The organism is Spirosoma knui, from assembly GCF_054780635.1.
Map to the genome: position 1 here is coordinate 58,962 of NZ_BAAGVY010000005.1, position 24,224 is coordinate 83,185.

Sequence of the window (24,224 nt, forward strand, 5' to 3'; positions counted from 1 at the left end):
AGGCATAGTAACTCAACAGCAACAACGTTATGAATGACATACGTATACTGGCAACAGGATTACGCTTTCCGGAGGGCCCGGCTTTCGATGCCGATGGAAACCTCTGGTGCGTAGAGCAGGAAGGAGAAGCTTTGTTTTGTCGACGTACCGATGGCACCACAAAGCGCGTGTATACCGGAGGGCGGCCAAACGGCTCGGTAGTTCACGGGAATCACATCTGGTTTTGCGACTCCGGACATAACGCGATTCGTCGGCTGGACGTAACAACGGAAAAAATCGAAACAATGGTGAGTACAGTCAACGGCCAGCCACTCAATATGCCCAACGATCTGATTTTCGACGAGCACGACAATCTGATTTTTAGCTGCCCGGGCTCGCCCGAAGGTAATCAGCAGGGGTACGTAGCGGTTTATTCACCATTTGGCCTGATTGAAGTTATTGCCGATGGGTTGTTTTACCCAAATGGTTTATTGTTGTATAAGGAGAATTTACTAATCAGCGAAACGCATCGGCAGCGAATCTGGTGCGGCTACTGGGACCCCATCAGTTTAAGCTGGGAAAACATTCGGGTGTGGACCAGCGTAATTGACGCGCCCGCCGATGCTCCCATCCCTGGTCCGGATGGTATGGCGGTTGGCCCTGATGGAAATCTCTACGTAGCGGTTTTTGGCGCGGGCGTGATCAACGTGTTTTCTGACGAAGGCACTTTGCTCAGAGACATACCTTTACCGGGGAACAACCCATCGAACTGCGTATTCGATCCTTCCGGCGAGTTGGGACTCATTGTGACCGAAACAGAAAACGGGCACTTATTAAGCGTTCGCTTATAAGTGCCCGTTAAAAGAGGCAGACGTAACGGCGCGGGTTATTTCAATTCAGCCAGCACCGTTACGCCCCCTTTGGTCCGATCGCCAATATTTACTTTGATGTCAGCATCCAGCGGGAGAAACAAGTCGACCCGCGAACCGAATTTGATAAATCCCAACTCGGATCCCTGCTCAACGGGCTGCCCTTCTTTCACGTACCAAACGATCCGGCGCGCTACAGCCCCGGCAATCTGACGTAGCAAGACTTCAATTCCGTTCGCCGATTGAATAACGACCGTTGTCCGCTCGTTTTCGGTGCTTGACTTTGGATGCCAGGCGACCAGGTATTTGCCCGGATAATATTTAAAGTAGCGCACAATACCCGATACCGGATTTCGGTTTACGTGCACGTTCAGCGGTGACATGAAAATTGATATTTGCCGACGACGCGCTTTGAAGTACTCACCTTCTTCTGCTTCTTCAATCACGACGATCGTACCATCAGCCGGGGCAATCACCTGAGATTCTCCCATGGTCAACTGGCGGCTGGGTACCCGAAAAAACTGCACAATCAGCCCGAAAAAAATCAGACTGGCGATCAGCAATATGACAAGGGCCGTTGGATTATCGGAAAACAAAAAATAATAAGCCAGCAGATCCAGGGCTACTAAAATCAGCCCTGTAGTAAGCATTATGGTGTATCCTTCGCGGTGTAAGCGCATGTAATAAGTAACGATTTATGTGGTATGATTTACGAAACGAGCCCTCAAATGGGATGCCTTACGCAAGTTGGCGACAAAACTGATAAAGCGTCGCCCGTCCTGAGCCGTTTCGCAAATTAAATCAATTAATAGCCACCCCGGAACTTATACGTACTGGCAACTTTGTCGATTGCCACAATATAAGCTGCCAGACGCATCGGTACCTGATACTTCTGTGACGTCTCGAATACGCGATCGAAAGCATCTTTCATAACGCGGTCGGCACGGCGGTTAATCCGGTCAAGTGTCCATTTATAGCCGATTCGGTTCTGCACCCATTCGAAGTATGATACGGTAACCCCGCCTGCATTCGCCAGAATATCAGGCACAACCAGAATGCCTTTGCTGTTGATGATCTCGTCCGCACTGGCCGAAGTTGGGCCGTTTGCACCTTCCACAATCATTTTAGCCTGGATCGACCCCGCGTTATCATCCGTAATTACGTCTTCTTTAGCCGCTGGCACCAATACGTCGACCGGCAAGGACAGCAATTCTTCGTTGGATATTTTTTCCGCGCCACTGAATCCTTCTAAAGTGCCTTTATTGGCATTCCGGTAATTAACCGCGGCTGTGATGTCAATGCCGATCGCATTGTAGTACCCGCCCGAAATATCGCTGACGGCAACAACCGTAACACCACGCTCATGCAGCAACTCGGCCGCAAATGAGCCTACGTTACCAAAGCCCTGGACGGCGGCTGTGGCCCGGTACGGATTCATCCGTAGCTTGTCCATCGCGGCCAAAGCCGCAACCGTAACCCCACGACCAGTAGCTTCCGTACGGCCCAGCGAACCGCCTAATACGAGCGGTTTACCGGTAACCACGTTGTTGACGGTCATGCCCTTTGCTTTTGAGTATTCGTCAACGATCCAGGCCATTTCACGGGGTCCCGTTCCCATATCCGGTGCCGGAATATCCCGATCGGGCCCAATTACGTCGAGCATGGCTACGGTATACTGGCGAATCAGCCGCTCAATTTCTCCCGCCGACATCTCCCGCGGGTTACAGGCTATACCGCCCTTAGCCCCACCGTAGGGGATATCCACAACGGCACATTTCCAGGTCATCCAGGCCGCTAGAGCTCGTACCTCATCGAGGTTAACCGCCGGATCGAGTCGAATTCCGCCTTTAGCGGGCCCAAGAATATTGGAGTGAATAACGCGATATCCTTCAAAAACCTTAATGGTTCCGTTATCCATCGTAACGGGCAATCCAACAATCACCTGTCGGGCGGGTACTTTCAGGATGTCATACATTTCATCAGAAATACCTAACAAACGGGCAGCCGCATCGAAACGCGACATCATCGATTCGAGCGGATTTTCTTTATCTTTTATGGGAGCTGGTTCAATATACGCCATGGCTATAATTAACGCTTAGCTATAAAACAATTTTGCGAATGAAGTGTCCCGCAAACTTAATAAATGAGAAATAACATTACCAAAAGTATATTTTTTCTACGATTAGTATAAATTAATTAGACAAGAGAAAGTCTTACTAAGGCGGTATTAAACCAAATACTACGTTCTATTAAGCAATTATACCAGAATAATAATTTGTGTAAGTATCGGAGTGCAATTCGCTAGATTTTCTATAAAATGAGAATTAGCACCAGTTATAGTGTCTTCAGCCATTGAAAAGCCGCTTACAAACCATTAATTTTGTGGTTAATATCATACACCCATCAAATTGATCACTTGCTATGGTCCAGGAAGAGAAAAAGAGATATTCAGAAGAAGACTTGAAAGAGTTCCAAGAACTGATCAGTCAGAAGCTCGAAGCGACCCGCAGCGAGTTGAACTACATAAAGGAAACCCTTAGTAAACGTAACGACAGCGGTACTGACAATACATCTGGTAACTCGAAGCTTCTGGAAGACGGCGCTGACACCAGCGAACGCGAAAATTTAAGTCAGTTGGCTGCCCGGCTGCAAAAGTTTATCCAGCAGTTAGACGCTGCTATGGTCCGAATCAAAAACGGTACGTATGGCATTTGTAAGGACACAGGTAAGCTGATCCCTAAAGAGCGTCTTCGCGCTGTGCCGCATACTCAGCAAACTATCGAAGCTAAACTTCGGCAGTCTAAATAGCCGCAATACGAGTTTATTAAAGCCCGCAGGACCAATGATCAGTCATTGGTCTTGCGGGCTTTTTGTTTGCGCTCGAGCGAGCGTTTTTTCTACAATCTTGTTCCGGATTTTCAACCCGTACAGCAGTCGTTACCAAAACCCGTGTCTGGAGCCAGTTGCTTCGGACTCTCTTAAACGTAGGAGTAATGCGTTAAACTGAAGCTTTTTAGCCATCAGAAGCGATAGGCTATGTTTTTAAAACAAATTGGGCGGTTTTTTGTAAATACAGCATAGTAAATTTAAACAAATACGATCATGCTGGAACGCTTGGAAGAAATTCGGGAGAATATATTCCGCTATCTGGAAGCCCGCATCGAGCTGTTTACGCTGGAAACCCGCGGGAAAGTAGAAGAAGGTGTCGTTGTTGGGATTCACGGGGTCGTACTCGCGCTGCTGGCAACCATGACCACTATATTCATATTCAGTCTGCTAGCTGCTTATTTGAACGAGGTAACCGACAGCCGGTATCTGGGATTCTTAATTGTGGCTGGCTTTTTTCTGGTCATGACGCTGATCTGGGTTGCGGGAAAAGATTTCTTTAAATCGAAAATTCGGGTGGCGGCTTATAATGCCATCAAGAAAAGTCAGGAAAAGAAAAAGGATGAAAAGTCAGAGGCTGTGCAAGAGTTGATGGCGCAGACCCGAACATCGCTGAACGAAAGCGGACGTTACGTGGAACAGGCTCAAACCACGCCTAAAACGTATTGATTATTAATCCGCTACATATATCAGATTTCTCACCTAGCCAATACATAGTTTATGGAAGACCCTAAAGTACCATTCGCTGACACAACTGCTCGTCGGGCACAACTGATGGCCGCTACTGAGCGCTTCAAAAGTTCAATCTCAGACGGTGTTGACTCCATGAAGGGCGATGCAACGGAGTTAGGTAAAACCGCTGCATTTGTTGCGGGTGCCGCTTTAGCCGTATATTTGGTTGTTAATGCGATTCTGCCCAAATCCGATGAGTATCGTTACGCCGAGAAATATGGCGAGCGCGACGAAGACGATTATGAGGATGATGACGACGAAGAGGACGATGACGAATCGTACGCTCAGGCTCAGCCGTCAACTCATAAGGCCGTAAAACAGCAAGCCAAGAAAACGCAGAAATCAGCAGCCGCCAGCGGTCTGATCGGTGGTTTGGTCACGTCAGTGCTAACCAACATTGCCCGCGAGCAGCTAGCTGGTTTTTTAGCCCGCATCCGTCATAATAATGCCATCAACCCAGCCGCCGATCCAACAAAGTACCACGAAAAGGCTCCAACCCAGCCTGTTAGTTACACTTCGGAATCATAGATCATCCGGCAAAAAAGCGCTTGGCATCTTGCTCGATCCCGATAAGGTCGAGCAAGATGTGCTTATAAGCCTGTTAAACCAAACAGCAACCTATCCGATTGACTTTTTTCTGGTGGGCGGCAGCTTAGTGACCGACTATAGCCACAAAGAGGTAATTAGGACCATTCGTCAGCATTCGTCAACGCCCATTATCCTGTTTCCGGGAAATCCCCTGCACATTGAGTCGTCTGCCGACGCTATCTTTCTGCTGTCGCTGATTTCGGGGCGTAACCCAGAATTTTTGATAGGCCAACATGTAATTGCCGCTCCGCTTCTTAAGAAAAGCGGGTTAGAAATCCTGCCAACAGGCTATATGGTCGTCGACAGTGGTACGCAAACGACCGTTTCGTACGTTAGTGGTACAATGCCGCTTCCTCACGACAAACCCAGCGTAGCCGCCTGTACCGCGATGGCGGGCGAAATGCTTGGCTTACAACTCATGTACCTCGATGCCGGTAGCGGAGCCCGGTGGGCCGTTGCGCCGGAGATGATTGCCGCTGTTCGGGCAGCAGTCGATACGCCTATCATCGTGGGCGGAGGTATCAATTCGGGCGAGAAGGCGTATCAGGCCTTGCAGGCCGGGGCTGATCTGATCATTGTTGGAAACGGCATTGAACAGAATCCGGATTTACTGCCGGAATTGTCAACCGTAGTGCGTGAATTTAATCAATCGGCCGTACAAGCCTGACCATGAAACACATTGCAATTACGCTGCTGTGGTTTACCACCGCGCTCTACTTAATTTCGACGACCGATACCGCTGCCCAGTCAGATTCAAAGTCTGAGATGGTATACACCACGGTTGAGCAACAACCGGAGTTTCCGGGCGGAAAAGCGGCCCTAAGTCGGTATCTGGCTCAAAACATAAAATTTCCGAACTCCCTGATCCGCAAGAATTACAGCACAGGCCAGGTAGCTGCGAAGTTCATTGTCGACCGGTTCGGGAATGTACGCGACGTGCGGATCACCACAAAGCCCCTTGAAAAAGAGACGCGCAAGGGCATGCAGGAATACATGACGGGAATTATTGCCGCTATCGAAAAGATGCCGCGCTGGCGGCCCGGCGAGGTGGATGGCCGTCCGGTAGCGGTATTCTATACGTTACCGATTGAAGTAAATTTACAATAAAAAAGCCCGGAGCACTCCGGGCTTTTTTTATACGTTCATCAGTGATTCCCGACGGCGCATCTTACCGGCCGGAATGCCGAACATCATCTTAAACCGGCGGCAGAAGTAAGCCGTGTCTTTGTAGCCAACCTCGGCCCCAATGGCCCGAATGCTTTTCTTGCTGGTACGTAGTAAGCCTACTGCTGCTTCCATGCGCTGGTATTCGATATAATCCTGAGGATTAATACCGGTCAGCATCTTAAAATACTGCCCAACGTAGTCTTCCGATACGTTCGCTACGTTCGCCAGCACTTTGTTCGATAGGTCGCCACCCAGATTTTCTTTGATATAGGCAAAGATGTCGATCAGGCGTGGATCTTTGAAATACGTACTGTTCGTAACCAGCTGCTCAACAAACAAACGATTCTTGAGGATATAGCGAACCACCTCAATCACGATTTCATCGGTCTTGATCTTGATGATCCGTCCCTTACCCGCCAGATCCGTCATGTCCTCGGCCAGAATCTGATCGATCGTATTCGCCAGGTGGTCTTCGCGTTTAATGATAAATGGAGGCACGTCGAGCGAATTAAAGAAATTAACCGAGTCAAACACTTTCGCTTCGAATGACACGTAGCCGAACGAGTTGGGCAAGTGACCGATCAGCCGGGGGTCGTGGTTACCTTCCCAATATGATTCGCGGTGCGTCATAAACTCTTCGTTCGACACAACCTTGGCGTTCGATGGATCGCCATACGTAACGGTAACATGTTTTCCGCCGGGGATAAATAACATGTCGCCAACATCCACTCTCACTTTCTCATCACCGATTGATACTTCCCCATTGTATAAGATGAGTAATGTATTCTCAACATCGTAGAAATTCTTGATAGTGATAGGCTGTAGAATACGAATATTACGGGCTTTAATGAACTTAACGCCCAGCGATTCGATAATTTTATTATAGTCTTCCATAGCTGAAGGGTGCGTTCTAACCGGATTTGCACTCAAATTTGCACAAATCTAATAATTTGTACAAAACTAATACAAGTAGAAAAGTTTCCGAATAATAAATAAAAAGCCCGTTCTCTTATAAGGAACGGGCTCAGAGTGCAAAATAATTCTATTCTCTTTAGAAAAAGCTTAGCGAATTAGCTCGCGAGCGATCACTAATTTTTGGATTTCCGACGTACCTTCATAGATCTGCGTGATTTTCGCATCGCGCATCAACCGCTCTACGTGGAACTCTTTTACGTATCCATAGCCGCCATGAATCTGCACGGCTTCGGTGGTTGCCCACATGGCTACCTCGGAGGCATATAGCTTCGCCATGGCCGCAGCCTGCACGTAATCTTTGTGTTCGTCCTTCAGCCGGGCGGCTTTGTAAACTAACAGCCGAGCCGCTTCAATCTTGGTTGCCATCTCGGCTAGTTTAAACTGAATGGCCTGGTGGTCAAAGATTTGCTTGCCGAATGACTTGCGCTCCAGGCTGTATTTTAGGGCCAGTTCATAAGCACCAGCAGCAATACCCAGCGCCTGGGCGGCAATACCGATACGTCCGCCGTTGAGGGTAGTCATCGCAAACTTGAACCCAAACCCATCTTCGCCGATCCGATTCTCTTTGGGCACTTGCACATCGGTGAACAGCAACGAATGGGTGTCCGAAGCCCGAATGCCCATCTTGTCTTCTTTCTTGCCAACCACAAATCCGGGCACACCTTTTTCAACGATCAGGCAGTTGATACCACGGTGCTTTTTTTCGCGGTCAGTTTGCGCAATCACTAAGCAGATGCTCGACGAATTTCCGTTAGTAATCCAGTTTTTTGTGCCGTTCAGCAGGTAATAATCGCCCTTGTCCTCAGCGGTAGTGGCCTGGGACGTAGCATCGGAGCCTGCTTCGGGTTCTGACAAACAAAACGCGCCGATTACTTCACCCGTGGCGAGCCTGGTTAGGTATTTCTGCTTTTGCTCTTCGGTGCCGTACTGCTGCAGTCCGTAACAGACGAGCGAATTATTGACCGACATGATTACCGAAGCAGACGCATCGACTTTGGAAATTTCTTCCATAGCCAGTACGTAGGAAACGGTATCCATGCCGCCACCGCCGTATTCGGGCGAAACCATCATGCCCATGAAGCCCAGCTCGCCCATCCGCTTTACTTGTTCGGCTGGAAACCGGGCTTCGTTGTCGCGTTCGATAACGCCCGGCAGCAGTTCGTTCTGCGCAAAATCGCGGGCCGCTTCCTGCACGGCGAGGTGCTCCTCCGATAAATTAAAATTCAATCCCTGTAACTCCAGCGTTGCCGTTGCCATTGAATTGGTTGATTAGTCAGTTTTAACGTTTGTTGTGAATGGGGTAAATATACGAAGAAACTGCCTAATAGTATGCATGCATACGGTTACTCAAAGAGCAACGTAATCAGCTCGGCTACGCAGGCTGGTTTCTGTTCGCCCTCGACCTCAAACGCGCATTCAACGATGGCCCGGACACCATTGCCGTCTTCATTGGCATTTTGGGGCTCGGCATGGTGCAGCCAGGCTTTCATGCGCAGACGGCTGCCGACCGGTACCGCGTTGGTGAACCGAATCTTGTTGGCTCCGTAGTTGATCCCCATCTTCACCGACTCTACGCTGTAGATTTCGGCCAGGAGCTTAGGCGCTAACGAGAGCGTCAGAAAGCCGTGCGCAATCGCTGTTTTATACGGAGATTCCCGGGCGGCCCGTTCCGGATCGGTGTGAATCCATTGATGATCGCCCGTCGCTTGCGCGAACAGATCGACCATTTCCTGGGTAATGGTCATGTAGTCGGTTTCACCGAGTGATTGTCCGGCGTGCGCCGAAAATTCGGCCAGATTGGCAAAGGTTTGCATGGATGATTGGGTTTTGTGCAATTTTACCGGCATGACACAAGGCGCCGATGTTCGCTTTTTTGAGTTTGAAGGCGGTCGACTGGCTTACCGAACCTACGGAAAGGGACCTGCTACGTTGCTTGCCTTTCATGGTTTTGGACAAGACAGTCAGGTATTTGCGCCCGTTGAGAAGTCAGTTGGTACGCTGTTTACGATTTATGCTGTTGACTTATTTTTTCACGGAGCCAGCACTTACAGCGACCCAGAGTTACTAACTAAAAGCAGTTGGCAAAGGTTAATCGAGGCTTTTTTACGGCACCTCGGCGTTGATCAGTTTGGAACAATAGGATTCAGCTTAGGTGGGCGCTTTGCGCTGGCAACGGCGGAGGTTTTTCCCGATCGCGTAGATCAACTTATCCTGATCGCTCCCGATGGCATCACTCCAAATTTTTGGTATCGACTGGCTACAGGTTCGAGCCTGGGCCGGACGCTGTTTCGCTACGTGTTACGCCATTTGTCGGTACTCAGCTACGTTGGCGTTGGGTTGACCCGATTGGGTTTGCTGAACCGAACGGTTATGCGTTTTGCTGAGCTCTCACTGGGGACATCCCGGCAGCGCGATTTAGTGTATCTATCCTGGACTCAATTCAGACGTATCAAGCCTGATTTAAGCGCCATTAGCACTTCATTGACTAAACGTTCGGTTTCCGTTCGCTTTTTTGTGGGCGCGTTTGATCGGATTATTCCGCCCCAGTATATCCTTCCGCTTAGCAGCCGACTTCGGCGGGTCGATGTAACGATACTACGTACCGGCCATAATCATTTGATCGAGATGGCTGCCGAACGCTTAGCGCAGCGCACGCTGAATGACCTGCCACAGGCCGACAATCGACACGATGATCAAACCAATAATAATTAGCTGGGTCCAGTTACTTTGATTAGGATTTTCGAGCAGGGTACGAATTTCGTGAGCTTGATGTCCCGACCAGATCGCCAGTAACGTCCGGGGCAACATACCCAGAAAACCGCCGAGCAAAATATTGCTGAGTTTCGCTCCCGAAAGCGCGAACATCAGATTCGTTAACCCAAAAGGCAGAATAGGTGAAAGCTTGGCGAAGAAGATCACTTCCAGCTCTTTGTTCAGAATACGATCAAGTACCGACTGCGCTTTGGGGTTACGACGCAGGAACGCGATGAAGCGATCGTGATCCAGCCAATGCACAATTGAATTAATAAACAGGATGCCACCCAGGTTGATAATACACAGGGGGAGGACCGCCTGCCAACCCAAAAAATAACCGAAGATTAACGCCAGCATGGTTGGTGGCGTTAAAGCGGCCGATGTAATTGTACAGATCAACGTAATAACAACCCATTCCCAGGTCGTGAACCGGGCGATGGCGGCTTCGTACACGATGGCATAATACGTCAGCGCCGACGTAAAGACGATCGGCGTAACAGAGAGTAGTATCCCGGCAATGGCGGGCCCGGTCAGTTTTTTGAGAATGGCTTGCTTCACTAGTTATCAAACCGCCTAATGGCCCCGGCGGTTTAGAAATGAAAAACGTATTACCTTCGATTATGAAATTCGCAACCAAAGCCATACACGCCGGTATCGAGCCGGATCCTACGACCGGCGCAATTATGACGCCAATCTATCAGACGTCAACTTATGTTCAGGAGTCGCCCGGAAAACACAAAGGATACGAGTACGCCCGTACGCAAAATCCAACCCGAACGGTGCTGCAAAATAATCTGGCGGCTCTCGAAAATGGTAAACACGGTATCTGCTATTCGTCGGGATTAGGCGCAACCGATGCGATACTAAAACTCTTCAAACCCGGCGACGAAATCATTGCCAGCAACGACCTCTACGGGGGCACCTACCGGATTATGGTACGTGTCTTTCAGGAGTTTGGTCTGAAATTCAAGTTCGTTGGTCTGGACAATCCTGATAATTTGCAATCCGCTATTACGTCAGCAACAAAGATGGTCTGGATCGAGACGCCGACCAATCCGTTGTTACGTCTGGTTGATATTGCAGCCATTGCCGCGATCACGAAACAACGTAACATTCAGCTCGTAGTCGACAATACGTTTGCCTCGCCTTATCTGCAAAACCCGCTCGACTTAGGCGCTGACATTGTGGTGCATTCGGTGACCAAGTACCTCGGTGGCCACTCTGATACGGTGATGGGGGCAATTGTACTCAACGACGACAAAATGGCGCAGCGGCTAGCCTTTATCCAGAATGCGTGTGGGGCCGTACCTGGACCGCAGGATTGCTTTCTGGTGCTACGTGGTATCAAGACCTTACACTTACGGATGCAGCGGCACTGCGAAAACGCCATGCAGGTCGCTCAATACCTGCAACAGCATCCCAAAGTCAGTCAGGTGTATTACCCTGGTTTAGAATCGCACGTTGGGCATGAACTGGCCAAACAGCAGATGCGTGGGTTCGGTGGCATGCTCTCGTTTACGTTACACGGCGATTCGATGCCTGAGGCAATACGGGTGATGGAGAGCTTCAACGTATTTTCACTCGGCGAGTCACTGGGGGGCGTTGAGTCGCTTTGCACGCACCCTGCCAGCATGACGCACGCCAGTATTCCCAAAGAAGAGCGCGAAAAGAACGGCCTGAAAGATACGCTCATCCGGCTCAGCGTTGGCGTCGAGGACGTTGAGGACCTGATAGAAGATTTAGCACAGGCAATTGGGTAGCATGGTAAACTATGCCTTCTCTGCTCATGCACTGGAACAGATTGCCTTACGAGGTTTAGCGCCTGATATGGTTGAAGCGGTTCTGAAAGCGCCTGACAAAATTATAGAGGAAGGTGATGGACAAGTTATCTACCAGTCGCTTGTAAAAAGAGATGAAAAAGACTGTTTGCTTCGAGTTTTTGTGAACAGTAACAAAATACCGAACTTAGTGAAGACCGTTTATCTAACGTCTAAAATCAGCAAATACCGATGAAAGTAAAATACGATAAGGAAACTGATATTCTTTACATCAGCTTAAGTAACGAACCCATTGCGGAAAGCGACGAAGATAAACCGGGCGTAATTTTAGATTATTCGGTATCAGGCACTTTGATTGGTATAGAAGTACTTAATGCCTCGAAAACGATGCCAAAACCGAATACGATCGAGATGGAATTGGCGTAAAGAAGGGGCACCGGCAACCGATGCCCCTTCTTTTAAAACCGTACTCTCACGCCCGCCAGGAAGTTACGGCCTGCCTGTGGATAATAGCCATTGTCTGCGGTCACCCGGCCCTCCGAGATATAAGCGTACGTATAGCCGTTCGATTCGTACAGTTCGTTCAGTACGTTGTTGAACAGGATGGTGAAGGCAATTTCCTGCGCAAATTTGGGCTTGAGCGAGTAAATAAGCCGGATGTCGTTCGTAAAATACGCGTCGAGTTTTCGGTTCTCATTCGACGTATTGTCCAAGAACTGTTTACCTACATATTTAGACAACAGACCTAATTCCAAACCTTTCACCGGGGTATACAGCAGTTGCGATCCGGCAATTACATTAGGCGAGAAGGATATATCCGTTTCGGTGTACTGCCGACTTTCCTGCTGACCATTGTCGAAGTTGTCGAGGAACTCTGTGAAGTTTCGAATTTTATTCTGACTAAACGTGGCGTTTACGTTCCAGCGAAGCTGCTTAGCCAGTTGGGTGCCTACTTCCAACTCCAGTCCAGCCCGGTAGCTAACCGGAATGTTGACCCGGTTATACGCGCCTACGTCGTTCAACTGGCCCGACAAGACCAGTTGATTCCGGTAATTCATGTAATAAACGTTCGCCGTAAAAGCCAACCGCTGCCTTTGCACTTTGTAGCCTGCTTCATAATCAATCAGACGTTCCGCTTTGGGGCGGCTCATAGGCGTTGACTGCGTATAATCATCGCGGTTGGGTTCGCGATGGCCCACACCAACGGATGCGTACACAGTACTCCGATCGTTGATTGTATAGGTCAGCCCCGCTTTTGGATTGAAGAACGTCAGCCCGGCGTTCTGCTGAACATTCTGTAACTGGCTGTTGAACCCTAGAAACGAATAATCCACGGTCCGGACCTGAGCGTCTGCAAAAGCCGTCAGTTTTGGAGTGAATTGATAAAACGCTTTCGCATACAGATTGAAATCTGTTTTCTTGGCATTATCGGTATAGTAACGATCCCGAATGTTCGTTGTACCAGCGATACGTGCCCATATGATTTCTCCGTAGTGATCACCATCGTATGTATTCCAGCCTCCGCCGATGTTGGCCGTCAGTTTACCGAAGCTGTTATAATCCAGTGAAAAGACGGTTCCATAAAAATCATTGTCCAGCCAGCGACGGCGGATAATGTCGGTCCGGCGTATCGTGGAGTCGCCAATGACTACGTCTGGTAAGCCATAGTTGCTGTACTTATCTTCCGGCCGATACTGTTCGTAATAACCCCGCCCTTTTGTATAAAAGAACGACGCATTAAGCCGCCACTTCCGGCTTAGCTCGTGCGACGTAATAAGCTGATAGTTATCCTGTTGATAGTTATCCGTCTCATTGTCGTATGTGTATGGATTATACGTGCGGTTGGTTTTTAACAAATTTTCCGGTACTCCGCCCCACGACTGATACGTTTGTTCCTGACCCGAAAAGATATTTAGCCGAATGAAGCTCTTGTCCGTGTAGTAGCCGCCTGATATGTAAAACGATTTCAGGTTAGAGAACGCTCGGTCAATGTAGCCGTCGGAATGAACACTCGACAAGCGGGCATCCAGTACGAAGTGATTATTCAGCAGGCCCGTACCGGCTAATACGTTAACCTTGTGTGTGCCAAACGAACCGGCGGAAAGATTGCTTTCGGCGTAAGGCTTTGTCTCCAGTTTAGTGGTCTGGATATTCAGTGAGGCACCGAATGCCCCCGCGCCATTCATCGATGTACCAACACCCCGCTGAATCTGAATGCTGCTCACAGACGACGCAAAATCGGGCATATTCACAAAAAAAGTACCCTGCGACTCCGCATCATTATACGGAATCCCATTCAGTGTTACGTTCACCCGCGTCGCATCGGAGCCTCGAATTCGAATACCCGTATAGCCAACGCCCGCCCCCGCATCAGACGTAGTTACGACAGATGGCGTAAAATTGAGCAGTTGCGGAATATCCTGACCTAAGTTGAGCTTATCCAGATACTGACGGGAAACATCGGTATAGGCAATCGCTGATTTTTGATTCGCCCGAGTAGCGCTAACGACTACTTCGTCAACCAGAACCGCTGATTTTTTCAGGCTGAACGTCAACGTCGTGTTCTGCGTCAACGTAACGGGCTGCGTTTGGGCCTCGTAGCCGAGCAAAGAAACCCGTACGGATACTGAGCCGGGTTTCACGTTGGTTAGTCGAAACGTACCGGCAGCATCGGTAAACGTACCCGTATAGGTTCCTTCAAGGACAACGGCTGCGCCCGGCAGCGTACCGCCATCAGCGTCGCTAACCGTACCCGAAATAGACAGTTGAGCCCACGAGGGCAGCGAGGATAGCCCTAATAAAGCTATCAGTATAAAAGAGTAGACGGAATGCCGCCCAGTCATCGTTTTTTTCACGACGAAAAAGAATGACGATAGGCAAGGGGCCAATCCTACCTTTGGTTGAACATAAAAAATAAGAAATCCAGCGTGCCGCGTCCGGCCTCCCTTCGCAGCATTACCCGCGCAGGTTCGATGGGTATAATCTCAGCCCGTTGTATTAGGGCACCCCTTATTAAGATTAGCGGGGCAAAGTTAAGCGGAATTTAACAAAACAAGACTTTAGTTTAGACGTTTCTCTACAAGGCAAGTGTGTATCAACGTATGAATGAATTTGATTTGGTTGTGCTGCAGGAAGAAATCACCGGTGGTCGGTTAAAAGCAGGGGATGTGGGCACGATCCTGACCGTGTATAATGAAGGCCAGGCCTTTGAGGTGGAATTTGTGACGTTAACGGGTGAGCCGGTAGCCATTGAAACCTTATTACCCCACCAAATTCGGAGTGTACGAGCTTCAGAATTGATGGCGGTTCGGGACATGGCCGTTCAATAAGAAATGAATTCGTAAAGTTTTGAGGTTTACGCTTTTCCGCAATGGCAAATATTTATAATTTTGCAGTCCAAATTGCAAAAGCATGAGCAAGAAGAACAGCGGATTGGAGTTTTTGGAAGATCCGGACGCGTTAGAAAACAGATTAGAGGATGTTGGCGACTTCTTTCAACAGAACCGGAACATCGTATTAGGCGTACTCGGCGGCATTGCTTTGCTGATCGTTGGGTTCTTCGGATACCGGGCCTACGTAAGCAGCCAGGACGATACCGCTCAGGCCGAGATGTTCCCATCGGTTTATAAACTCGAAGCCGACTCACTGAATAAAGCGCTCAGTGGCGATGGCAAAACGCCGGGCCTACTATCGATTGCCGATAACTACGGTTCAACCCCGAGCGGCAACCTAGCTGAGTTCTACGCTGGACTTGGTCTGCTGAAACAAGGGAAGTATGACGAAGCTATCGAGCACTTGAAAAGCTTCAGTTCTTCAGATCTGCTGGTTCAGGCTCGCGCCTATGCCCTGATTGGAGACGCGTACATGGAGAAGAAGAGCTTCGACGAGGCTGCTGATTACTACCAGAAAGCGGCCGATTACAAGCCCAACAAATACTTTACGCCTGGCTATCTGATGAAGCTGGCTGTTGCTTACGAGCAAGCCAAACTGAATGAAAAAGCCATTGCCACCTACAACGATATTATCGAAAAGTACGCCCAATCTGCCGAAGCCGTTAGTGCTAAGAAGTATAAATCGTTGCTCGAAGCAACGGTCGGCGAGTCGTAAGCGTATCTGAACAGATCAATACAGCAAAGGACAAAGCCGACCGGGGTTTTGTCCTTTTTTATTAATAGCCCGGACGGCCACGCTCGGCAATAACAACTGATTACAGAACCTGGACGTGGCCGTCCGGGCTACTTCGCAACTCATGGCCTCTACTCTAAAAAACCTTAGTGTCTTCTCGACCGATGAGCTACCTGACATCAGTGCTCGTCGATTTGCAATTCTTGTTTCTGAATGGAATACCGACGTAACGGAAGCCTTGTTTGAGGGGGCCTATCAAACGTTGTTGACCCATGGCGCAAAAGCAGAGAACATTGTTCGGGGCAATGTGCCGGGCAGTTACGAGTTAACTCTGGGTGCTCAATGGTTTGCACAACGCGATGATGTGGATGCGGTCATTGCTTTAGGCTGTGTTATCCAAGGTGAAACCAAGCACAACGACTACATCAATCATGCGGTTGCCCAGGGCTTGACCAATGTTGGGCTTAAGACGGGCAAGCCCATTATTTTTGGCGTCCTGACGCCGAATGACCAACAGCAGGCGCTTGAGCGGGCCGGTGGAAAACATGGTAACAAAGGCGACGAGGCCGCTATCACCGCCATTAAAATGCTGGGCTTACAGAAGCAAGTTTATTCGTATCAATTCAAATAAAGAGTGAAAGAGCAAATGATTGCTTTCGCCTGATCCGCTCTTTCACTCATTCACTCTTTAAAAAATGCACGTCTGGAAATTTGGTGGCACGTCGGTCGGGAAGCCCGAGCGCATGCACTCCATCCGTACCTTAATTACCAGCGACGACACGCGTAAAATTGTCGTTCTCTCAGCCCTGTCGGGTACTACAAACGCCCTATTGGCCATTGGCGAATCGCTCAAAGCGAATGACGATGTCGAGGCAACGGCTAAAATCGACGCGCTGAAAGCGCATTATGATGGCTTTATAAGCGAGTTGTATAAAACCGATGCCGGTAAGGCTGCCGGTCAGCAGATTATTGATAAAGAGTTTTCGTTCATTCGGTCGCTGGTCCGTATTAAGCCCTTTACGCTCAAGCAGGAGAAGGAACTGGTCGCCGAGGGTGAGTTATTAAGTACCCAGATGTTTGCGGCTTATCTGGAGGAGGAGGGCGTCGCTGCTACGTTGCTGCCCGCGCTTGAATTCATGCGTATTGATGCCGATAACGAACCTGAGATTCCGTACACGGAACAGCAGCTTGCCAGTATGCTGCCTCAACACGAGGATAAGCAGATCATTGTAACCCAGGGTTTTATTTGCCGGAATCCAAGGGGTGAAGTTGATAACCTAAAGCGGGGCGGTTCTGACTACACAGCTTCCTTGATCGGTGGGGCAATACGTGCGGAAGAAATTCAAATCTGGACGGACATCGATGGGATGCACAACAACGATCCACGCATCGTAAAAAATACCTTCCCCGTCCGTGAACTGACCTTTGATGAAGCGGCAGAGCTGGCTTATTTCGGAGCTAAAATTCTGCATCCGTCGACGATTACGCCCGCCCGCATGTTTGGCGTACCGGTACGTCTGAAAAACACGATGGACCCTGCTGCGCCAGGTACGCTCATTGCCGACCGCACTGAAGGGTCGGCCTCGGGACATCAGGTGTTCAAGGCTGTAGCCGCAAAAGATGGCATTACGGCATTGTACATTCATTCGACCCGTATGCTGAATGCGTATGGCTTCCTGCGTCGTATTTTCGAGATTTTCGAGAAGTATAAGACACCGGTCGATATGCTCGCTACGTCGGAAGTGTCGGTTTCGGTGACGATCGATAACACAGAGAAAATCCGGGAGATCAGTGAGGAGTTGAGTGCATTCTGTACGCTTGAAGAACCGGACTACGATCAGACTATCATCTGTATCGTTGGTAATTTCAGCGCCGACAATGAAGGCGTGGCAGTTCGGGTGTTCAACGCCATGAAGAACATTCCGATTCGGATGATTTCGTACGGCGGCACCGAGAGTAACCTTTCAATGCTTGTTCACAGTCGTTACAAGGCTGACGCCTTGAATGCGCTGAATGAAGGGTTATTTTCGGTGTAAGCATACCGCTTAACAACACAAAACTCTAATTGACTAAAGCAGGCTTTGTTCTGCATTACAACTAATGCTTCAACTTTCCTTCATTCGCGAGAATAAAGAAACCGTGCTGGCTGGGCTGCACAAGCGCCATTTTGCGAATGCCGAAACGGCCGTTGATCAGGTACTGGCTCTTGACCAGCAACGGCGTGACACCCAGAAAGAACTGGACGACGTATTAGCTCAGTCGAACGCAAAGGCTAAAGAGATTGGCGCGTTGATGAAGTCGGGTGACAAAGCCGCTGCTGAGTCAGCTAAAGCCGAAACAGCCGCGCTCAAGAATCGCTCGAAAGATCTGGACGAAAGTCTTCGACTAGTTGAGCAGCAATTGCAGGATGTGCTCGTTACTATTCCTAACATTCCCCATAGTAGCGTTCCGCAGGGACGCACGCCCGAGGATAACGAAGTCGTACTCGAAAATGGTGAAAAGCCTACACTATACGAAGGTGCTAAACCACACTGGGAGTTGATTGAGCAGTACGACATTATCGACTTCAAGCTGGGTGTCAAAATATCGGGGGCAGGGTTTCCGGTTTATAAAGGAAAAGGCGCGCGTATTCAGCGGGCGCTGATTAACTTTTTTCTGGATGAAGCCCTGAATGCTGGATATGTAGAGGTGCAGCCGCCCATTGTAGTCAACGAAGATTCTGGTTTCGGTACGGGCCAGTTGCCAGACAAGGAAGGGCAAATGTATTACGTCGCCGAAGACAAGCTGTATCTGATTCCCACAGCCGAAGTCCCCATCACGAATATCTATCGTGACGTTATCTTGCCGGAAGCACAACTACCTGTCAAAAACGTTGGCTATACCCCTTGTTTCCGGCGAGAAGCGGGTTCCTGGGGAGCGCACGTACGCGGTCTGAACCGGCTGCATCAGTTCGACAAAGTTGAAATTGTTCGGATTGAAAAGCCGGAGAACTCGTATGCCGCCCTGGAGCAGATGAGCCAGCATGTGCAGTCGCTTCTTCAAAAACTAGAATTGCCCTACCGCGTATTACGGCTTTGCGGGGGCGACATGGGCTTTACGTCGGCCTTAACGTACGACATGGAGGTGTGGTCGGCCGCGCAGCAGCGGTGGCTGGAAGTCAGTTCCGTCTCCAACTTCGAGACGTATCAGGCCAACCGGCTTAAGCTGCGGTCTAAGCTTGAGGGAAAAACGCAACTGATGCATACACTGAACGGTTCCGCTTTGGCGCTGCCCCGTATTCTGGCGTCGATTCTGGAAAACAACCAGACGCCTGAGGGTATACGAATCCCAAGCGTACTCGTTCCCTATTGCGGGTTCGACATGATTGATTAACTGTTCGATTGGTTGTCTGTTCAGTTGTTGCCGAACGCGCTGGACAATTGAACAGACAAACAACGTATCAGCAGCTACACGAATAGTCGTCGTAACCGGGATAGTTTGGAGACAAATGCCCGTCAATGCGAATAACGCGGTCCATAGGAATCTGCTCGCCGGTGGCTAGTTCGAGGTGGTCAACACCATCTTTTTCGATTATGAGCTTTGTGAGCGCATCAGTACGAATGAATTCGCGCAGTTCAGTGAAGTAATCGAGCCGGACGTACTTGTTCAGCGGAATCGCTGCTTTAAACTCAGCTTCGGTCAAAATTGCAGGTTGATTCGTTGTGGTTTCCATACTTATGAAACAAAGCTGTAAAACGAAACGTGCCCCGGTGATGGACCGGGGCACGTTTCGTTTTGGTACATTATGCCTTGAACTATGATTGATCAATAACCGACGGTTTCTAATTGCTTCTGGAACTCACGCAGAATGGTTTCCTTCATGGCGATCTTTCGTTTCTGCGTATTGATTTTGTTCAATACCTGCTTGTCAGCGTCGTTGTTTGGGTCCAGTCCGTCGGCGTCCTGGAGCGCAAACTGAAGATCGCTTTTCTCCCGTTTAACCAGGTATTCCATCTCGCGAATCTTAGTCCGGATCTGCTCCGACTGGCTTTTCAATTCGAAAGCGGGATACTTGCGGGCGAGTACGCGATGTAAATAACTTAACTCAAAAATCTTGTCACAGGCCGCCCGGAACCGCTCATTCAGAGTTTTATCCTGCATCTTGAACGGCACTTTCACTTCCTTCCAGCTATTGAGCAGCACTTTAGCTCGCTCAGCGGCCGCAAAAATGTCCGATTGCTTCGCCAGTTTCTCGGCTTCGTCGGCCATTTTCATCTGAGCCTCAATGCGTGGGTCGATCTTCTTCTCGATAACAATGCCTTTAGCGTCGTTATACTTCGTGTAGAACATCGTTGTGGCTTTCTTAAACTGTTTGTAGAGCTTGCCACTCTTCTTGATCGGTACCTCGCCAACTGCTTTCCAAGCGTTGTTGAGCTTACGAACTTCCTGAAAAGCCGCATCCAGATCACCCAGTCGATTCGCGCGAAAGGCCAGTCTGATTAATTCATCGTACTTATCCAGACGTTCCTGAATGACTTTGTTCTGTTCATTGAAGAACTCACGGCGACGCTGAAAGAACCCGTCCAGCAGTTCCTGAAATCGGCCTTCCACCTCGGCTTCGACGGACTTGTCGACTGGACCGGTTTTAATCCATTTGGTTTTAATCTCCTGGAGGGCGTCGGCCGTTGGGCGCCAGTCTGTACTGTCAGCGATCGCTTCCGCTTCGGCAATCAGGGCACGCTTAATTTCAAGGTTTTTAAGTTGATTAACGGTGATCAACTCCGCGAGTAATTGCTCCTGTTCATCTAGACGTTCGAGCAGGGGCAGAAAGTCGCCAAGGGCGTCGAAGCCAAGTAGTTTCTTTCGAAGCTGAACGAGTTTGGTTAGGTACGATCCTTTATTCTGAGCTTCGGCAATATCCTTTTCTAGCTGACTGACTTTGTTCTCGGCAATGATGAAGCGATTCTTAAAGTAATCGAGCGCTTCCTGCTCTGTACGTTTGACCTCGCCGATCTGGCGATCTTCATAATTCAGGTAGCCTTTTAAAAATACCTTTCCGTCTTTGACGTAACCGTATTCATCTACCAGTGAAGCGTTTTCCATTCCTATTCTTGGTTAAGGCTGCGCTGTGGGTTAAATTTGGGGGTAATTGCCAACCACAAATCTATTAGAAATTAATGAGTCAGGAAACCATAATCTTTTCTATGGCGGGCGTGAGTAAAAATATTCCGCCTAACCGACAAATCCTAAAGAACATATACCTTTCCTTTTTTTATGGCGCTAAAATCGGCGTATTGGGCCTGAATGGTTCGGGTAAGTCTACGCTGTTACGTATCATTGCCGGTATTGATAAAAGCTACACGGGTGAGGTCGTTTTTTCGCCTGGCTACTCGGTTGGGATGCTTGAACAGGAACCCAAATTTGAGGCTGGCAAGACGGTTCGGGAGGTCGTTGAAGAAGGCGTTCAGGAAGTGGTGAACCTGCTGAAAGAGTTCGACGAAATCAACGAAGCCTTTGGCGATCCGGACGCTGATTTCGATAAATTGATCGAGCGACAGGGCGAAGTTCAGGAGAAGCTTGATCACTACAATGCCTGGGAGCTTGATCAAAAACTGGAACGGGCTATGGACGCGTTACGTTGCCCGCCCCAGGATGCCATCATCGACAACCTGTCCGGTGGGGAGAAGCGTCGGGTAGCGCTTTGTCGGCTGTTGCTCCAGCAACCCGACGTACTACTGCTTGACGAGCCAACGAACCACCTGGATGCCGAATCCGTACTGTGGCTGGAAGAACACCTGCGTCAATATACGGGTACCGTCATTGCCGTAACCCACGATCGGTATTTCCTGGACAACGTAGCGGGCTGGATTCTTGAACTGGATCGGGGCGAAGGCATTCCCTGGAAAGGAAATTACTCGTCCTGGCTTGATCAGAAACAGCAACGTTTAGCGAAAGAAGAGAAATCTGAATCGAAGCGGCAGAAGACCCTGCAACGCGAGTTGGAGTGGGTTCGTATGGCTCCTAAAGCACGGCAGGCGAAGTCGAAAGCGCGTCTGGGCGCTTACGAACGCTTGCTCGATGAAGATAACCGCCAGAAAGAAGAACGACTGGAGATTTTCATTCCGTCGGGGCCGCGTCTGGGAGCCAAAGTTATTGAAGCTGAAGACGTAGCAAAAGCGTACGGCGATCGGTTGCTGTTTGAACACCTCGGCTTCCGGCTGCCGCAGGGCGGTATTGTTGGGGTTATCGGGCCGAACGGTGCCGGTAAAACGACCCTGTTCAAACTCATCACAGGTCGTGATAAGCCTAACGCCGGTACGTTCGACGTAGGGGAGACCGTAAAATGGGCGTATGTCGATCAGGAACACGACGGCCTTGATCCCAATAAAACCGTCTATGAAACCATATCCGGCGGTAACGATTGGATCATGCTGGGTGGTAAGCAGAGCAACGCCCGGGCCTACGTAAGCCGGTTCAACTTTGCCGGAGCCGATCAGGAAAAGAAAATTGGTACGTTATCCGGTGGTGAACGGAACCGGGTTCACCTGGCCATGATTCTGAAAGAAGGCGCTAACTTGCTTCTGCTCGATGAGCCGACCAACGACCTTGATGTCAATACGTTACGCGCCCTGGAAGAAGGTTTGGAGAACTTCGCGGGTTGTGCCGTGGTCATCAGCCACGATCGCTGGTTCCTGGACCGGATCGCCACGCACATCCTGGCCTTCGAGGGTGATTCACAGGTGTATTGGTTTGAAGGTAACTTCTCCGAATACGAAGAGAACCGTCGTAAACGCTTAGGCACTGACGCTACGCCAACCCGGATTAAATACAAAAAGCTGGTATAATCTTGTTACAATAATAAAGGTCGATTCTCTTAGGATCGACCTTTATTATTGTATCGGATGCGCATTATAAGATTACCCCTTTCGACCGCAACAGTGGATTTAGTTCAAAGCTACAGCCAGGCAGTACCTCAATAACATCATCCCAGTTCGTCAATATCCAACGTTCGTTGGGCTGAGCGACAAGCATTCGTTGGGTCTTAGTCAATACCCAAATGACTTTCTGAACACCGAAATCGAGTAACTTTTGTGTCTTATCATAGACATATTCTGTCTCACTAACATTGGCGGGCAGGTCAATTTTTACGTCCACTTCAATAACCACGCGTGGTGGTATTGAGAAATACTTTTCGTCTAGTGGCGTTGGTAGGGCGGATTGGTCAAATACAGCAATATCATTAGATAGGTTGTTTCCAACTCCCATGTGAAGACCAGGCTCGTTTGTAGCAATCAAATAATCGTCAAACGGAAGGTATTTGTATAAAATATGAATAAGCAGCGAAACAACTGCTGATTGCAATGCACTAGCCCCCATTATGTCTTCAATTGTTTTTTGCCTTGACAATACTGCCCGATATCCCTGATAATAATAGGGTACACCGTTAATTTCTTCATAAATCAACGATGCAGGTATCTTGCGTGATAGGGGCGATTTCCGCGAAGATGTCCGGGGTGTTACGCTCATTTGCTGTACCTTTGTTTCTAGTAAAGATAACGCATTTCTCATGCATTACGGCTATTTCAACGGCACCATCGCTCCCGCCGACCAGCTTGGGGTTGGCGTAACAGATCTGGGCTTATTACGTGGTTACGGTCTGTTCGATTACTTCCTTACCTATAACGGTCGGCCGTTTCAATGGGACTGGTACTGGGAGCGTTTCCAGAACTCAGCCCAACGTATGCACCTGCCGCTGCCGCTTAGCAAAGAGGAGACGTACGGCTTGCTGATGGACCTGATTGAACGGAATGGTGGAACAGATACTGCCTTCCGATTTGTACTGACGGGTGGTTACTCTGCCGACAGCATCAGCGTTGAACGGCCCAATTTGCTCATTCTTACGGAAGCGATTCATCCAGTACAGCCGGTTCAGTACGAAACGGGAATTAAGGTCATCCTGGATGATTACGTTCGCGAAATGGCCGAAGTGAAAAGCACGGATTACAAGCGCGTTATTTTGATGGCTCAGGCAATAAAATCAGCCGGGGCAGCAGATCTGCTTTATCAAAAAGGAGGTGAGATCAGCGAATTAAGCCGGAGCAATTTCTTCATCACCAAAGGCGACCGACTAATTACGCCCGATCGTCATATCTTACGCGGTATCACGCGTCGCACCGTTATTCAATTAGCGCAAAGCGACTTCAAGGTTGAAGAGCGACCTGTTCTGCTCTCCGAACTGTACGATGCCGACGAAGCCTTTACCACCAGTTCAACTAAAAAAGTGCTGCCCATCACTCAGATTGGTGAGCTAACCATCGGCGATGGACACGTTGGGCCAAAGGCGAAATTCTTACTGGAGCGATTCAACGAGTTTGTGAAGAACTGGTAGCCG

27 protein-coding genes are annotated in these 24,224 nt (G+C 49.3%); 17 read left to right on the plus strand and 10 right to left on the minus strand.

Annotated elements, in window-relative coordinates; all coding sequences use genetic code 11:
* The first annotated feature begins 29 nt into the window (after positions 1-29).
* Positions 30-830, plus strand: a complete 801-nt coding sequence (locus tag ACYVIY_RS12560; protein WP_460976701.1) for an SMP-30/gluconolactonase/LRE family protein — start codon at positions 30-32, stop codon at positions 828-830.
* Positions 831-865: 35 nt separating this feature from the next.
* Here ACYVIY_RS12560 and ACYVIY_RS12565 read toward each other — a convergent pair whose 3' ends face one another.
* Together ACYVIY_RS12565 and ACYVIY_RS12570 are read right to left on the minus strand one after the other, a co-directional pair.
* A complete protein-coding gene (locus ACYVIY_RS12565; RefSeq protein ID WP_460976702.1) occupies positions 866-1,528 on the minus strand; it encodes a phosphatidylserine decarboxylase family protein in 663 nt (220 codons plus the stop codon).
* Positions 1,529-1,653: 125 nt separating this feature from the next.
* Positions 1,654-2,928, minus strand: a complete 1,275-nt coding sequence (locus ACYVIY_RS12570) for a Glu/Leu/Phe/Val family dehydrogenase (RefSeq protein ID WP_460976703.1) — start codon at positions 2,926-2,928, stop codon at positions 1,654-1,656.
* Positions 2,929-3,269: 341 nt separating this feature from the next.
* Between ACYVIY_RS12570 and ACYVIY_RS12575 the strand changes: the two genes are divergently transcribed.
* The 5 genes from ACYVIY_RS12575 (at position 3,270) to ACYVIY_RS12595 (ending at position 6,161) form a co-directional block, all read left to right on the plus strand.
* Complete coding sequence (locus ACYVIY_RS12575) at positions 3,270-3,656, plus strand: TraR/DksA family transcriptional regulator (protein ID WP_460976704.1); 387 nt, start codon at positions 3,270-3,272, stop codon at positions 3,654-3,656.
* Between the two features lie 294 nt (positions 3,657-3,950).
* Entirely contained in the window at positions 3,951-4,403 is a 453-nt protein-coding gene (locus tag ACYVIY_RS12580) for a phage holin family protein (protein ID WP_460976705.1), read from the plus strand.
* 51 nt (positions 4,404-4,454) lie between these two features.
* Positions 4,455-4,994, plus strand: a complete 540-nt coding sequence (locus tag ACYVIY_RS12585; RefSeq protein WP_460976706.1) for a hypothetical protein — start codon at positions 4,455-4,457, stop codon at positions 4,992-4,994.
* Positions 4,995-5,022: 28 nt separating this feature from the next.
* Positions 5,023-5,721: a phosphoglycerol geranylgeranyltransferase gene (locus tag ACYVIY_RS12590; RefSeq protein ID WP_460976707.1), complete on the plus strand. Its 699-nt coding sequence runs from the start codon at positions 5,023-5,025 to the stop codon at positions 5,719-5,721.
* 2 nt (positions 5,722-5,723) lie between these two features.
* Positions 5,724-6,161, plus strand: a complete 438-nt coding sequence (locus ACYVIY_RS12595; RefSeq protein ID WP_460976708.1) for an energy transducer TonB — start codon at positions 5,724-5,726, stop codon at positions 6,159-6,161.
* A 27-nt stretch (positions 6,162-6,188) separates the two neighbouring features.
* Here ACYVIY_RS12595 and ACYVIY_RS12600 read toward each other — a convergent pair whose 3' ends face one another.
* The 3 genes from ACYVIY_RS12600 to ACYVIY_RS12610 all read right to left on the minus strand — a co-directional run bounded on the left by ACYVIY_RS12600 (position 6,189) and on the right by ACYVIY_RS12610 (position 9,010).
* A complete protein-coding gene (locus ACYVIY_RS12600) occupies positions 6,189-7,115 on the minus strand; it encodes a helix-turn-helix domain-containing protein (protein ID WP_460976709.1) in 927 nt (308 codons plus the stop codon).
* Positions 7,116-7,283: 168 nt separating this feature from the next.
* A complete protein-coding gene (locus ACYVIY_RS12605) occupies positions 7,284-8,453 on the minus strand; it encodes an acyl-CoA dehydrogenase (RefSeq protein WP_460976710.1) in 1,170 nt (389 codons plus the stop codon).
* 86 nt (positions 8,454-8,539) lie between these two features.
* Positions 8,540-9,010: a MaoC family dehydratase gene (locus ACYVIY_RS12610; protein ID WP_460976711.1), complete on the minus strand. Its 471-nt coding sequence runs from the start codon at positions 9,008-9,010 to the stop codon at positions 8,540-8,542.
* Positions 9,011-9,041: 31 nt separating this feature from the next.
* On the opposite strand from ACYVIY_RS12610, the gene ACYVIY_RS12615 reads away from it, so the two are divergent.
* Positions 9,042-9,908, plus strand: coding sequence for an alpha/beta fold hydrolase (locus ACYVIY_RS12615; RefSeq protein WP_460976712.1), 867 nt, complete (start codon positions 9,042-9,044; stop codon positions 9,906-9,908).
* Here ACYVIY_RS12615 and ACYVIY_RS12620 read toward each other — a convergent pair.
* A complete protein-coding gene (locus ACYVIY_RS12620) occupies positions 9,837-10,508 on the minus strand; it encodes a TVP38/TMEM64 family protein (RefSeq protein WP_460976713.1) in 672 nt (223 codons plus the stop codon). The two genes, ACYVIY_RS12615 and ACYVIY_RS12620, sit on opposite strands and share 72 nt — an antisense overlap.
* Before the next feature lie 62 nt (positions 10,509-10,570).
* Between ACYVIY_RS12620 and ACYVIY_RS12625 the strand changes: the two genes are divergently transcribed.
* Genes ACYVIY_RS12625 through ACYVIY_RS12635 form a run of 3 tightly spaced genes read left to right on the plus strand, consistent with a single transcriptional unit; the run spans position 10,571 to position 12,154 of the window.
* Positions 10,571-11,710, plus strand: coding sequence for a cystathionine gamma-synthase (locus ACYVIY_RS12625; RefSeq protein WP_460976714.1), 1,140 nt, complete (start codon positions 10,571-10,573; stop codon positions 11,708-11,710).
* A 1-nt stretch (position 11,711) separates the two neighbouring features.
* Positions 11,712-11,963, plus strand: coding sequence for a DUF4258 domain-containing protein (locus ACYVIY_RS12630; RefSeq protein ID WP_460976715.1), 252 nt, complete (start codon positions 11,712-11,714; stop codon positions 11,961-11,963).
* Positions 11,960-12,154 (plus strand): DUF2283 domain-containing protein, encoded by a 195-nt coding sequence (locus ACYVIY_RS12635; protein WP_460976716.1) that lies wholly within the window; start codon positions 11,960-11,962, stop codon positions 12,152-12,154. Before ACYVIY_RS12630 ends, ACYVIY_RS12635 begins: the two co-directional genes overlap by 4 nt.
* 32 nt (positions 12,155-12,186) lie before the next feature.
* Here the strand turns inward: ACYVIY_RS12635 and ACYVIY_RS12640 are convergent, their stop codons facing one another.
* Positions 12,187-14,571 (minus strand): TonB-dependent receptor, encoded by a 2,385-nt coding sequence (locus ACYVIY_RS12640; protein WP_460976985.1) that lies wholly within the window; start codon positions 14,569-14,571, stop codon positions 12,187-12,189.
* Positions 14,572-14,829: 258 nt separating this feature from the next.
* Between ACYVIY_RS12640 and ACYVIY_RS12645 the strand changes: the two genes are divergently transcribed.
* From ACYVIY_RS12645 to serS, 5 genes are all read left to right on the plus strand, one after another.
* A complete protein-coding gene (locus tag ACYVIY_RS12645; protein WP_460976717.1) occupies positions 14,830-15,057 on the plus strand; it encodes a DUF4926 domain-containing protein in 228 nt (75 codons plus the stop codon).
* 82 nt (positions 15,058-15,139) lie between these two features.
* Complete coding sequence (locus ACYVIY_RS12650) at positions 15,140-15,835, plus strand: tetratricopeptide repeat protein (RefSeq protein WP_460976718.1); 696 nt, start codon at positions 15,140-15,142, stop codon at positions 15,833-15,835.
* A gap of 142 nt (positions 15,836-15,977) precedes the next feature.
* Positions 15,978-16,484, plus strand: a complete 507-nt coding sequence (gene ribH, locus ACYVIY_RS12655; RefSeq protein WP_460976719.1) for a 6,7-dimethyl-8-ribityllumazine synthase — start codon at positions 15,978-15,980, stop codon at positions 16,482-16,484.
* A 64-nt stretch (positions 16,485-16,548) separates the two neighbouring features.
* Entirely contained in the window at positions 16,549-17,889 is a 1,341-nt protein-coding gene (locus tag ACYVIY_RS12660) for an aspartate kinase (protein ID WP_460976720.1), read from the plus strand.
* 64 nt (positions 17,890-17,953) lie between these two features.
* Positions 17,954-19,225 (plus strand): serine--tRNA ligase, encoded by a 1,272-nt coding sequence (serS, locus tag ACYVIY_RS12665; RefSeq protein ID WP_460976721.1) that lies wholly within the window; start codon positions 17,954-17,956, stop codon positions 19,223-19,225.
* Positions 19,226-19,292: 67 nt separating this feature from the next.
* Here serS and ACYVIY_RS12670 read toward each other — a convergent pair whose 3' ends face one another.
* Positions 19,293-19,565: a hypothetical protein gene (locus ACYVIY_RS12670; RefSeq protein ID WP_460976722.1), complete on the minus strand. Its 273-nt coding sequence runs from the start codon at positions 19,563-19,565 to the stop codon at positions 19,293-19,295.
* Positions 19,566-19,657: 92 nt separating this feature from the next.
* A complete protein-coding gene (locus tag ACYVIY_RS12675; RefSeq protein ID WP_460976723.1) occupies positions 19,658-20,935 on the minus strand; it encodes a DUF349 domain-containing protein in 1,278 nt (425 codons plus the stop codon).
* A gap of 74 nt (positions 20,936-21,009) precedes the next feature.
* On the opposite strand from ACYVIY_RS12675, the gene ettA reads away from it, so the two are divergent.
* Positions 21,010-22,677 (plus strand): energy-dependent translational throttle protein EttA, encoded by a 1,668-nt coding sequence (gene ettA / locus ACYVIY_RS12680; protein ID WP_460976724.1) that lies wholly within the window; start codon positions 21,010-21,012, stop codon positions 22,675-22,677.
* 64 nt (positions 22,678-22,741) lie between these two features.
* On the opposite strand, the gene ACYVIY_RS12685 is transcribed toward ettA, so the two are convergent.
* The gene (locus tag ACYVIY_RS12685; protein ID WP_460976725.1) at positions 22,742-23,401 is read right to left on the minus strand and encodes a Uma2 family endonuclease; all 660 of its coding nucleotides are present in this window, start codon (positions 23,399-23,401) and stop codon (positions 22,742-22,744) included.
* Here ACYVIY_RS12685 and ACYVIY_RS12690 point away from each other — a divergent pair.
* Positions 23,400-24,221, plus strand: coding sequence for an aminotransferase class IV (locus ACYVIY_RS12690; RefSeq protein WP_460976726.1), 822 nt, complete (start codon positions 23,400-23,402; stop codon positions 24,219-24,221). The genes ACYVIY_RS12685 and ACYVIY_RS12690 overlap by 2 nt on opposite strands.
* Positions 24,222-24,224: the final 3 nt, after the last annotated feature.